The sequence below is a fragment of the Streptomyces sp. NPDC046831 genome (genome assembly GCF_040645305.1).
In the GTDB taxonomy this organism is placed as follows: Bacteria; Actinomycetota; Actinomycetes; order Streptomycetales; family Streptomycetaceae; genus Streptomyces.
The window spans coordinates 370,226-382,530 of record NZ_JBEYXZ010000001.1; the positions used below are offsets into that span (position 1 = coordinate 370,226).

Sequence of the window (12,305 nt, forward strand, 5' to 3'; positions counted from 1 at the left end):
CGGGATTCTCACGCGATGACCAACAACGCAGACAGCGAAACGGCCGAACAACGCTGGGACGGTCCCTGGTACCGAGGCCGTACGGACTGCTTCGAGGCGTCTTACCTGCCCGGCGCCGGTGAGGACCTGGGGTGTGTAATGTCGATGTCGAGGTCCGGTTGACGGAAGGGCCGCGCTGGAGCGCGACTGTGCTCACCGTCGCCGAGATTCATCGACTGATGGAAAAGTCTGCTTGTCCGACGTCCAGGCACAGACAACATGGTCCAGGTGATCAGGGGCCTGCTCGGCAAGGTGACTTCGAGCAGGTCTTCCAGCGTCTCGACGACGAGTGACCGCTTCGGCCGCATCCTGAAACGCTCAGCTAGGAGCGGAGATGCGGATCCAAACGGCCTTCCCACCGGGGGCGGTTGCGGCATAGCCCCACTGGTCGGTAAGAGCGTCTACGACGGCCAGCCCTCGACCTGCGTCTGCCAAGCATGCGGGACGGCGCTGCGAGGGGGGAGTGGGACTGGGGTCGGCCACGGCGCACATCACTGTGTTGCCGGCGCGGGTCATCCCCAGCCAGGCCCTGCCGCGCGCCCCGTCCGGTGTCGTCAGTGCATGCTGCACGGCGTTGGTGGTGAGTTCGTTAACCGCAGAGGTCAGGTCGTCGGCGAGGGCAGTCAGACCCCAGGCGCTGATGGTCTCGCGGATGAAACGTCGGATGCTCTTCAGACTGCCCGGGTCACGGGTGAACGAGCGGGCGACGAAGTCAGCGGTGCTGATACCCAGTGCAAGTCCCCAGTCCAGCGGGGCGGGTGGCGCCAGCGCCGCGCCTCTGCCGGTACTTTGCTCCGTGGACGGGAGCAGGTCCTCGACTGTTGCGCTCCGGCTCAATACTTCCGCCGCGTGTGCCGCCACTGTTCATCCCCCCGGAAGACGTCCAGTTCATGGGCCGCGGAACCCCGCCCCGGATGGTCAGTATCCCCGCCCTCACACCTCAGATGCAATTGCATCGGTGACTTGCATCCAAACGAGAAGTCCGGGGAAAGCATGTCTTCGGCCAAGGAGGAAGGACTGGTCAGGAACGGGAGAGGCCGGACAAATTTTGGAAAGGGGTGGACATGACGAAGATCATCAACGGTCTTCCGGCGGGCTTACTGCGCGGCGTTACGTGGCTGAAGAGCCGCCACAGCACCGCAGACGGCAACTGCGTCGAAGTGGCGTTGCTGGCCGGAGGTGACGTGGCGGTACGTAACTCCCGCGACCCGTACGGTCCTGCGCTGGTGTACACGCAAGCCGAAATCGCCGCCTTCATCGCGGGGGTGAAGGATGGCGAGTTCGATCTGATCGCCACGTAACGCCAGCCAGGAACAGGCTAATTGGGCCCCGCCATCGGGCGGCATCCTGCAAGACTGACGCTCGTCGTCTGTCCTTCAGGAGACCCAATGCCCACCGCCGCCCGTCCGGTCGATGTACCCACGCTCGAGTACTACCTCGCCGTCTCCGCGCGCAGCCCGATAGCCGTGCGCCTGGTCCTGGGGCACCTCCTGCGCAGCCTCCGGAAGGACGCAAGGATCCACGCGGAGACGGCCGGCCGGTTCATCCGTGGCTCGGAGGCCAAGATCTCCCGGATGGAACGAGCGCAGGTCACCTGCAAGCACAACGACGTGATGGACCTGCTCGACTTCTACGGCATCAAGGACGCCCAAGTCCTCACCTGCTTTGCGGAGATGGTGCGCATCTCTCGCCAGCCCGGCTGGTGGCACCGCTTCGACGGTGTCCTGCCGGATTGGGCCGGCAAGCTGATCGGTCTCCAGGAAGCCGCCTCCATCATCCGTACCTACGAGGTCCAACTGGTGCCCGGGCTGCTGCAGACGGCCACCTACACCGAGGCCGTCGTCCGCCAGGCCTACCCGCTGGCGCCGCAGGACGAAGTCGACGAACGAGTAGAGTTGCGCGCGATTCGCCAGAACCTGCTTGCCCGCCAGGACGCCCCCCGCCTGTGGGCCGTCCTGGACGAAGCCGTACTGCGCCGGCCCATGGGCGGTGAGCAGGTCATGCGTGAACAACTCCAGCACCTGATCAAGATGTCGCAACTTGAGCACATCACGATCCAGATCGCCCCGTTCAACCGTCCCGGCTGCATCGCGGGCGGCTTCCCGATAACCCACCTGCGATTCGATCTTCCCGCTCTTCCCGACATCGTCTACCTCGAGCAGCTACGCGACGCCGAATACCTCGACAAGCCCGAGGAGACCCAGCACTATCGCAGCGTTCTGGACAGCCTGGCCCACGCCGCCCTGTCGCCGCAGGACAGCCGCGATCTCCTCGAACGTGCTCTCGGCTGACCCGCCAGAACATCCGCAACCCCAATACGTCAGGCCACCACAGCCACGGCACCGTACTCGGACCACGCTGAACTGCCGACCCTAACGACACAGTCACTGCCCGGCCGCCACCGCGAGACATCGACCAGCCCCGGCACGAGCAGCCGCAGCGAATCGAACAGCGACGCCACCTCACTGCGCGCCCACACATGCCCGCACGCCCCCCCGACCGCTCGCTGAAGGACAACCTCAGCGCGCCGACGTACCTGCGCCTCCTCGCTGACCAGGTGGCTGGCCACAAGAAAGCTCCCCGGTGGCAACAGGCCGGCCACTTCCTTCAGCACCCGAGCGGCAGCGACGGGTCCGGGAACCGAGTACAAAGCGGACACGAACGTCACCGCCACCGGCAGTCTCATGTCGATCACTCTGCGCACCTCAGGATCAAGCAGCAGATCGCCCGCCTCCAGCGGGCCGGCCCGCTGGACCACAGTGCGCCGCCAGTCTTCCCACAGCGCGCGGCAATGCACGAGGGCCAGCGGGTCGTCATCGGCATAGACGACGCGTGCACGCGCATCGATGCTCTGGGCGACCTGGTGCACTCCCACCGTGGTGGGCAGTCCGACACCGAAGACAATGAACTGACGTACCCCATGCTCCCGTGCCAGGTAGCTGGTGACCCGTAGCAGGAACTCGTGCGCGGCCACGGCTACAGCCCGTGCAGAGGGCACAACCTCCAACAGCCGCTCGCACGCCACTCGGTCGGCGCCATAATGATCTTTGCCGCCCAACAGGTAATTGCTCATCCGGGCTCTGCTCGGCGACGCGACGTCAAGAGCGTCGCGCCGCGGCATCCGCCCGAACTCCAATGCGGCACCCCACCCCGTCCTAGCACGTGCAGCACGCTGCGTGCCGCAGGCACCCCATGGTAGGAAGACCCTACCCAGCAGGTTGAGGTTCCGCCCAGAATCACTCGCCAGCGGTCCGAAGTGCGCTAGGCAAGACCCTTCCGGTCTGTGTCACCGGCGCACGCTGCCTGCCGGTGTCTGTGCCCCCGTGGCCCCCGGCGGGCGCCGCAGTCAACTCTCCGGGCAGTGCCCGCTGCGCCATCCGTAACCAAGAGGCGACGGTTGGCGCCTCGACGCCCATCAGGTCCGCGGCCCGCGCCTCACTCAAGTGCAGCCTGCAGCACAAGATCACTGCGTCAGCCTGAGCCGGCGGCAACAGCCGGTGCACGACGTCCTTGGACTGCGCGGCCCGGGCCCTGTGGTCTCGCAGCGCGGAGGAGATCAACGCGTCCAGCAACCGCCAGGCCACCGCCGCCGGCCGGGGACTGCTGATGACCGTCGGCCAAATCGTGGCGAGATTACCCAAAGCCACTTCCACGATCTGCCGGCTCATCCAGGTATCCTGCACCCGCTCGCGTGCGTAACGCAGATAACCCTCCTGGTGGAGCAGGCAAAACGCCGTGTACTCCAGCGGCAGGACCACTTCAATACCCGGCTGCGGACCATCCTCCGGTCCTTGCTGCGGACACAACGCCCGCACCGGCAAGCCACTGCGGCGGCGTGACGTCACGGACATGGCACCTCATTTCCGGGACAGTAAGCCTCATGTGGACTCGGGGTAGGCGACAGGAAGCTGGCGGGGCCCCTCCTCGGGGTCCAGACAGAGCAAGAACGTGTAGTGGACGGCCTCCCACAGGGGCCGTACATCCGCAGGCCAGCCGCCCAGAGCGGTCACCAAGGCCGACGTCTGCTCCCAGCCCGGAATCATCTCGCCCGCCAGGATCTCGCTGATCGCCTGGCTGCTCAGCGTCCCATGCGAAGCCCTGCGGATTGCCGCCAGCTTCGGGCGTCCCGCGGCAAGATGCAGCCCTCGCAGCGCCGCCTGCAGACGCGCCACCGCATCAGGGATCGCATGCCGTCCCGGCGGCACCAGCCCATGGGCACTTTCGAACAGCACGCTCAGCTCAGCCGGGTCCCCACCGCAAAGCTGTACCAGCGAGCACGTCACAGGCCAGGACGGTGTGCGCTCGCCGGAAAGGATGCGCGAAACATAAGACGGCGACAGCGACAGGTGCTCGGCTACCTCCCTGACCGTCAGGTCACTGGCCCGGTGCAGATGCGACAGTGCCGAGGCCAGCTTGGCCGACGCCCGCTCGGCCGCCTGCGACAGCGGCTGCTCCCGCACCGAGTCCAGCCCTTCCGCCGGCGGTGCGACCGGCTGCCGCACCGCAGCGCGCTGTGCGGAGCGCCGTTGCAGACGCTCCTTGACCCGGCCCTCCGACCACCGCGTCCGGGCAGTCGTCGCACTGACTTGGGCGGCCTCGGCCACCTGGTCCCAACTAGCCCCTGCGTTGCGAGCGTCCTGCACGGCTGCAGTCATGTAGTACTCCACCTCGCGAGCCACATCGCCCGCACAACGCAGCAGCTCCTTCAAAGGACGCCCGTCGTACTCGGCCTCCAGCAAGGCCGCCGACAACGCCTGCAGATCCTCCGCGATCCGCCGGCCCAGCGGCAGCGCGCTGCGAGCCTGCTGCTGTCCCAGCCGGCCGTCCCGCTCACGCTGGGCTTTGCGTCGGCAGTCGACGTTGCAGTACTCCTTCTTCCGCCCAGGGCCGCCCGCCTGGGGGAAGCGCTCCTGGCAGTAACGGCAGATGTCATAGCGGGAAGTGGTGCCCGCCATCGTTCCTCCCACGTGCTGTGGCGGTTTCTCCCCCGGGTGCGCGAATCTTTGCGCACCCGGGAGAGGAACTCGCCATTCCCAATGCCGCAATGGCGGCTGACGCCTGAACACGTGGGGGTGCACCCGCAGGCCCACCGCCACGCCCCGGGACGGCTCAGCTCAGCCGAACACGCTGGTAATGGCAACGAGACTGGCGCATCGCCACCATCAGGCCTGCCACCAACGCCGTGGTAGCCGGCGCAGCCCACCAACCGCGGATCAGAACCACAGGCAGTACAAGGACCGCCAGGAACACGCTCGCCTGCACCGTGACAACCCAGGCACTGGCACTACGGGTTTCAGTCCGGGGAAGACGCGGAATGCTAGCGTCGTCGCGAGTTGCCGCCCCGATGAGAGCGGCAACCGAAAACGGATCAAGCACTGAGCACTTACCTGCCTTTCTTGGTCTCGTCGATGAGGGACCCCGGAGTCGGTAGCGAGCCTGCCCGGGGTTTCCTCGCGTCAACGGACGGTAGTGCCTCCATCACGCCCCGCGCCATATAAACGGTTCATCGCGCAAAGTTCGAATCTTGCGGCGGTGACAAATTGCAGAGCGGGGACGACGTGACTACTGGGTAGCCGCCATTCCCGCCCAACTCTGACCGAAGATGACCGGAAATGATAACGCCCATCTTCCTTTTGCGTAGATGAAGGAAGCTGAGCTGGCGAAGACAAGATTGCGCTCATCGTCACACTCGCCCCAAGGGCCGCAGCCAGGTATGCCTAGTGGCGCTTGAACTCCACCGGCCCCGCGTTCATTCGACGGTGCCGTCCGTGTGCAGGACCGGTCGGTGTTCGGTCATGCGGGCGCTACCACTCGACGCGGTGGATGACCGCTCCGACGGCGGAGGTGAAGTCGACGAGCGCGATCGCCACTCAGTAACGGGCCCTGGTGCTCGTAGTGCGAGAGGGTGATGGTCGAGCCGCGGCCGTCGTCGACAACGACTCTGGCCCCGAAGCTGCAAAGGGATCGGAAAGCCTCGCGGAGCGCTGAATACGCGTACAGCCCGTGGGGACGCTCGATCTGCACGGCCTCACGCCCGGGAACGTGGACGTCGCCGTTGAGACGGATGTGGGGACGGCTGGTGAGCGAACCCAGCCGCCGGTACCGGATTTGACCACGGTACCGGGGTGCCCTGGTGCCGCATAATGCCTTGCAAGCGGGAACGAACAAGGCGTACAAGTCGAGGTCGGTGCCCTGCCTACGGCGCCGCTCGCTGCCGCCGTCCCACTCCAGGGCCACGGTGACGACCAGCTCGCGTTCGGCGTCCAGGCTGAGGGAGACTGGCTGGGCTCATGCGTGATGCCCTACCTCCGATCGCCCCGACCGCGGGGGCGAACAAGGCAGGTGGGGAGCCGGTGATGTGGCCGTGGACGGTGTCTGCCCGGTGATGAGGTAGAGGGGTCCGAGGCGGCCGAGGAGGAGGGCCGGTCGACGTGGTGGAGCTGGTCCCACTCGATGTGACGGACAACCCGGAGCGGCGTTTGCCGAGTGCAGCGCACCGCGGGGTCGCTGTCAGATGCTCGATCGCTCGGCGCGAGAAGCACACGGGCTCATCGCCTGACGCGCGTTCTGCCTGCTGGTCCCTGCCCGGGCGTCATCGCAGCGGTCAGGCACGATTATCTGTGCGGCCACGCTTCGGCGTTGGCGTAGATCTCCCGGATGCGTTGGGCAACGGCCTCTTGAGCGGCGTCGACCTGTTCCGTGGCCTCGAAGAAGGCGGCCCGTTCTGCCTGCTCAGGTTTGGCGCGCATCATCATGCTGGGCACGTGCAAGGCATGGGCTGCGTCGGTGACCTGCGCGCGCAGAGCGTCGTCGAGGACGAGGTTTTTCAGCATGCGCACGGTCCGGCCGGCCTGGTGGAACGTATCGGATACCCCCTCGGGGAGCAGCGTGCCTGCGTAGTGGCCGGTCTCCCGGCTGACACGCATGTCGGCGAAGTGGGCCTGCGCGGCGGCCCGGGCGAGGTCTTGCAGGGCTTCGTTGAGGCGGACCAGGTGGTCCAGCTCGAACGCCTCGCGCCGGTCGGTTATGGCCTTCCTTCGTTCGGCTTGGCGGGCCTTCGCCTCGCGGGCTATCTGCCGCTTCTCGTTGATGAAGCTGGTGAGGTAGGTGGAGGCCAGGCCGAAGGTGAAGGTCATTACAGGCCATACGGCGTTGCACTATGCGGGCATGGCGGGCAGCATACGGCCGGAGTCTGGGATCAGCGCACCAGGTAGGTCCAGCGGTGCCGACGGCCGAACCGGCCTCGCCAGGTCACCTCGACTGCCCAGTCAGCGGGGTCGCCCATGTCGTAGCTTGAGATGACCCGGACGACTTCCCCGGGGCCGACCGTGTCAGCCTGCACCCGATGGTCGTCCGGACCTGGGTTGGCGGCTGATCCGGCGCGTACGCGGACGTCGTGCGCTGCGGCCTGGCTGGTGTTGCGGACCAGCGAGATGCCTTCCGACTTCTCGATCAGCTCCCAGGCCGGTGACGGCCGTTCACGCCACCACACGGCCACGGATGCTGTGGCGGCGACGACGGCTGCGGTGGACCCGACCCAGGTTGCTGCGTCTCCTGCTTCCGCCCGGGCACCGTACCGGGCCTATTGCTCGGCGTTGCGCTGGCGCTGATACGCGGTCGCTTCGCAGACGCTCGCAATGCGATCAAGTTGCTTACCTCGTCGCGGGGTTGTCCACAGACGATGCTCACCATGACCGGCCGTGCGCGGTGGGCGCGCCCGCCATGGAAGCCGCTTGACGATGCGTTGCCTACTCTCCGTCCTCGTCGTCGACGTGCCATGAGGGGTGGCCTGCCTGATCACCCCCCACCGGCACCGGCACCGGAACCAGAAGCGTCAGCCACCAGGCCATCGCCTCCGGCTCCGCCCGTGGTGGGCTTCGCATCGCCTTCACCGTCCGCCTCGCCAAGACCGCCTACCTGCGCCCCTCCGGCAGCCCCACCGACTCACCCGGCATCCACCGCGAGGTCATCCAACGCGCCGAGCACACCGGGAGAACGCTCCTACGGCTCCGCCCAAACTGGCGGCTTCGACGGCAACCAACTTGCTCGCCCCGTCGATGCCGCCGCAGGCGATATCACCGCAACAGTGCACCAATGGCTGGTCGAGACCGAACGCATCCGTGCCGATGCGCAGGTCGTCCATCTGGAAGTCCGTACGTGGCGCCCCCGCTGAAGACTGGGAGAAGAGCGGCTTTCTGCTTGTGATTGGTACGTTTTCCGTCGCCTTGGGGTGATGCCTCGTGCTCGGCTTATGCCCTTTCGGCAGCGCAGTTTTGGCCCGAGTTCACTGTCGCGGTGACGCCTTTCGATTTCGGTGTATGACGCATCATGTGGCGTTGATGGCCTAGGGGTGGGGTTGGTGACCTTGGGTCGAGGATGCGTTGTTTGCGCTCTGTATTCCCTCCTTGACAGAAGGTAAGTGTGGGGTTTGAATTCGGTCCACCTTTAAAGATCTTGTGCTTGTGGGGGCGGGGCTGTGCGGGTGGGGTGGGGCGGTCGTGGAGGTAGTGCTGCAGTAGGGCGTGGGCCCAGGCGACGTCGGTCGGCCGACGTAGTTGTGGCTGCGTTCGTCACATTTGCCGCGGTTCTGACGTTGCCGGGTCAGGTGGTGTCTGCTGCGGCAGCAGAGGTCGATACACCGGTGCTGTCGGAGGGGCAGCAGGCTTTGGCGCAGGCGCAGGAGTCTGGCGAGCGGGTGGAGATGGTGGGGGAGCGTACGGAACGCACCACGGTCTATGCCAATCCCGACGGTTTCACTTTCACGCTGGAGGAGTCGGCGGTCCCGGTACGCGCGGCCAAGCCGGGTGGTGGCTGGCAGGCGCCGGACGCCACGCTTGAGAAGCGTTCTGATGGCTTGATCGCTCCGAAGGCAGCCGCGGTGCGCATGGCGTTCTCACCCGGCGGTGACGCGGCGCCGTTGGCGCGGATCGCCGACCAAGGCGTGTCGATGGAGATCGGCTGGCCGGGGAAACTGCCGGCGCCGCAACTGGATGGTCCGAGCGCTCTGTACACCGACGTCTTGCCCGGCGTCGATCTGAAGCTGACCGCGACCCCTGAAAGCTTTCAGCCGGTGTTCGTGGTCAAGACACCGGAGGCGGCCGCAAGCGATGAGCTGAAAAAGCTCACCTTCACCCTTAAGTCCGAAGGGCTGAGCGTACGTGAGGGGGCGGCCGGCAACTTGGCGGCCCTCGACGCGAACGGCCGTACGGTGTTCAAGGCTCCGCCGGCCCGGATGTGGGACTCGGCAGGCAACGCGGGAACGCAGAGCCAGTTGGTGGTGACGAAGGCCGCCGCAGGCGGGACCGAGCCCTCCGATCCCGCCGAAGCGGCGCCGTCGGGCTCGGGTCTCGAGCCCGGTCAGGGGGACACGGTCGCCCGGATGGACGTGGACGTCACTCCCACCTCGCTGTCAGTGGTGCCGGATGCGGACATGCTCACCAAGACCGAACGTTCGGCGTTCCCTGTGTTCATCGACCCCACCGTGACGTGGGGCGAGTCGGAACGCACCCTGCTGCGCAGTGACGGCTATGAGTCGTACGGGTGGGGCAACGGGGACGACGACCAGGGCAAGGGCGCGGGCAAGTGCGGCACCTGGAACGGCTATTACTGCGGCTCGGGATATGTGCAGAAGCTGTACTTCGAGTTCTCCCCGGCCAACCTGAAGGGCAAAAACGTGCTGGACGCCACGTTCCGGGTGACCGAGCCGTGGGCCTTCCAGTGCGACCCGCGCTGGGTGGACCTGGAACGCACCAACAACATCTCCTCCTCCACCACCTGGTCCACACGGCCCAAGGAACTGGACCTGATGGTCGACCGGCATGTGTCGGCCGGGCGCGGCTCACTGTGCGACCCGGATTCACCGAATGCGCCCATCGAGTTCCGGGACAACGCGGACGAATCGAACGAGAACCTGACCCCCACGGTCAAGGACTTCGCAGCGGGCCAGTTCTCCCGGCTGACGCTGGAGATCCGGGCGCATGACGAGTCGGACACTTCCGCGTGGAAGCGGTTCAAGAACGATGCGGTCCTCTCCGTGAAGTATGTGGGCATTCCCGCCACTCCGACCGAGGTCGGTGTAGTGACCGGCTCCGGCTATGTGTGCTCAACCAACTCGGCCGATCCCACGGTGGTGTCCGACCCGACGCCGCTGGTGCAGGGACGGCCGCGCACCGTCGCCGGTGGTGAGTCGGCGGCCAACCTGCGTATCCGGTGGCGGACGGACAAGTACGACGGTGCGAACTGGGTGGTCGCCCACACCGACATCGACAGCCCGACCTCTGGTTATGTCGGGAACCTGCTCAAGCAGTCCCGTAGCCTGCCCACACTGCAGGAGGGCGTGAAATACCGGCTGAAAGCGCTGACCCTGTCCTACTACGAGGACGGCAGCAACCGGCTGAACACCGGGTACACCACTCCCTGCTACTTCACGGTCGACCCTACGGCGCCCAAGGCACCGCAGGTGACCATCGGGTCCCCGTACACTGAGTGCACGAGCAACGACTGCGTGGCGCACGGGGGACCGGGGGTGACGGGGACGTTCACCTTCGCGCCAGCGGCGGGGGATGCCAACAACGTCGCCTACCAGTACAGGCTGTCGGAGCAGGACGCGTGGTCGGCCGCGCTGTCCGGTTCGACGGCGTCAGCCGCCATCACGCCGACACATTCGGGTACCTACCGGCTGTACGTCCGGGCCAAGGACGGCGTCGGCCGCTGGGGCGCCGAGAACGTCGTCGACTTCCTGGTCGCCGCCGGTGACGGACCGGTCGGGCGGTGGCATTTCAGCGAGGCCAGTGGCGCCGCACTGGATTCGGCGACCTCCGACGGGGCGGACGACGCCACACTGGGAGGCACTGCCGTACGCGACGACCGAGGGCGCCGCGGGTTGATCACCCATGATGCGCAAGGGGCGCTGCTGGACACGCCCGTCACCGACCTGGGGCTGTCCCTGGACGGCAGCACGGGCTATGCGAGTACAGCCGGTCAGGTGCTCGAAACCCGGGCGTCCTACACAGTGTCGGCCTGGGTGCGTCTGTCCGCTGCGCCGCAGCGCAATCTCACGGTCCTCAGCCAGAACGGCACCCATTGCAGCCCCTTCTCCCTGGGCTACGAGCATGCGTCGGGCACCTGGGCGCTGCGGGCGGTGAACCAGGACGCTCCGGCAGGAGGGTCCTGCTCATACCAGAAGGTGGCGGCAACCGTCGCAGCGACGATCGGGGCATGGACTCACCTGACAGGCGTCTATGACGCCGAACACCAGGAGATCCGGCTGTACGTCAACGGGAAGCTGCAGGGCAGCGCACCGTACACGACGGCATGGGCGGCGACCGGACCCCTGCAGATCGGCCGCACGTTCTGGTCGGACACCTACACCGACTACTTCAACGGCTCCGTCGACGAGGTGTCGGTGTGGCAGCGGAAGCTGACCTATGACGAGATTGCCGAGGAGACGCGGTTGCTGACCTCGCAGCAGTACGCCGGTGTGGAGCTGGTCGCTGACTGGTCGGCGGACCGGGGCAGCGGCAGCAGCATCCCGGACACCACTTCCGGCTACGGCAGGTCACTAACACTGAGCGGCGGTGCCTCGCTGGACGGGGAGGCGATCGTGCTGGACGGTGTGGACGACGCCGCCACAGCACCGGGGCCGGTGGTGGACGACACCGGATCGTTCACGGTTACCGCGCTGGCCTCCCTGGACGGGGATCAACTCGCGGCCAAGAGTGTCGGCTACACCGGTCAGGTGCTCGGGCAGCGTGCGGCGGACGGATCAGCCTGGGGGCTGTGGTACGAGCTGACGGATAAAACGACCGTTTTGGACGAGGAGACACTAGAGGAGAAAACAGTGCCAGTCGGCTTCTGGCGCTTTGGCCGGCTTAACGCGGATGGGACGTTCAGCGCGGTGGCCTCCGATGAAGGTGCCCTGGTGGACGGCATGGTCCGGTTGACCGGCGTGTTCGACGCCCAGGCGGGCACGATCAGCCTCTATCTGGGACACACCCAGAACGGCGAGCCCAGCGCGTTCACCGCGAAGATCGGCTCGGGTGACTTCGCCGTCGGCAAGGGCTTCACCGAAGCGGCGTGGCGGCACTTCCTTCCGGGCCGGGCGGCGGAGGCACGCTTGTGGGCTGGCGCGATGGCCGGCGGGGAGCAGGTCGAGGAAGCCGTGGGTGACTGATCGGCGGAAGCAGTGAGGACAGCCCTCAAGATGGCTGTCCTCACTGCGAGGACGCGGCAGACCCGGTGTTCTGCGAACGACTGGACTTCTTTTC

At 66.6% G+C, this 12,305-nt stretch carries 11 protein-coding genes; 4 read left to right on the plus strand and 7 right to left on the minus strand.

Annotated elements, in window-relative coordinates:
* Positions 1-15 precede the first annotated feature (15 nt).
* Positions 16-162 (plus strand): hypothetical protein, encoded by a 147-nt coding sequence (locus tag ABZ920_RS01515; protein WP_361497381.1) that lies wholly within the window; start codon positions 16-18, stop codon positions 160-162.
* Between the two features lie 195 nt (positions 163-357).
* Here the strand turns inward: ABZ920_RS01515 and ABZ920_RS01520 are convergent, their stop codons facing one another.
* On the minus strand, positions 358-900 hold the full coding sequence (locus ABZ920_RS01520; RefSeq protein ID WP_361497384.1) for an ATP-binding protein: 543 nt from the start codon (positions 898-900) through the stop codon (positions 358-360).
* Between the two features lie 203 nt (positions 901-1,103).
* On the opposite strand from ABZ920_RS01520, the gene ABZ920_RS01525 reads away from it, so the two are divergent.
* Both ABZ920_RS01525 and ABZ920_RS01530 read left to right on the plus strand, forming a co-directional pair.
* Entirely contained in the window at positions 1,104-1,340 is a 237-nt protein-coding gene (locus ABZ920_RS01525; protein ID WP_361497387.1) for a DUF397 domain-containing protein, read from the plus strand.
* An 87-nt stretch (positions 1,341-1,427) separates the two neighbouring features.
* Complete coding sequence (locus tag ABZ920_RS01530) at positions 1,428-2,330, plus strand: helix-turn-helix transcriptional regulator (RefSeq protein WP_361497390.1); 903 nt, start codon at positions 1,428-1,430, stop codon at positions 2,328-2,330.
* Positions 2,331-2,359: 29 nt separating this feature from the next.
* On the opposite strand, the gene ABZ920_RS01535 is transcribed toward ABZ920_RS01530, so the two are convergent.
* From ABZ920_RS01535 to ABZ920_RS01560, 6 genes are all read right to left on the minus strand, one after another.
* Positions 2,360-3,160, minus strand: a complete 801-nt coding sequence (locus ABZ920_RS01535) for an SAM-dependent methyltransferase (protein ID WP_361497610.1) — start codon at positions 3,158-3,160, stop codon at positions 2,360-2,362.
* A 115-nt stretch (positions 3,161-3,275) separates the two neighbouring features.
* Positions 3,276-3,890 (minus strand): hypothetical protein, encoded by a 615-nt coding sequence (locus tag ABZ920_RS01540; RefSeq protein ID WP_361497393.1) that lies wholly within the window; start codon positions 3,888-3,890, stop codon positions 3,276-3,278.
* Between the two features lie 27 nt (positions 3,891-3,917).
* The gene (locus ABZ920_RS01545; RefSeq protein ID WP_361497396.1) at positions 3,918-4,994 is read right to left on the minus strand and encodes a helix-turn-helix transcriptional regulator; all 1,077 of its coding nucleotides are present in this window, start codon (positions 4,992-4,994) and stop codon (positions 3,918-3,920) included.
* A 1,659-nt stretch (positions 4,995-6,653) separates the two neighbouring features.
* A complete protein-coding gene (locus ABZ920_RS01550) occupies positions 6,654-7,175 on the minus strand; it encodes a hypothetical protein (RefSeq protein WP_361497399.1) in 522 nt (173 codons plus the stop codon).
* Between the two features lie 62 nt (positions 7,176-7,237).
* Positions 7,238-7,531 carry a hypothetical protein gene (locus ABZ920_RS01555; protein ID WP_361497402.1) on the minus strand — a complete coding sequence of 98 codons (294 nt, stop codon included), beginning with the start codon at positions 7,529-7,531 and terminating at the stop codon, positions 7,238-7,240.
* Between the two features lie 474 nt (positions 7,532-8,005).
* Entirely contained in the window at positions 8,006-8,182 is a 177-nt protein-coding gene (locus tag ABZ920_RS01560) for a hypothetical protein (RefSeq protein WP_361497404.1), read from the minus strand.
* A 462-nt stretch (positions 8,183-8,644) separates the two neighbouring features.
* Here ABZ920_RS01560 and ABZ920_RS01565 point away from each other — a divergent pair, with 462 nt between their 5' ends.
* Positions 8,645-12,211 (plus strand): LamG-like jellyroll fold domain-containing protein, encoded by a 3,567-nt coding sequence (locus tag ABZ920_RS01565; RefSeq protein WP_361497613.1) that lies wholly within the window; start codon positions 8,645-8,647, stop codon positions 12,209-12,211.
* Positions 12,212-12,305: the final 94 nt, after the last annotated feature.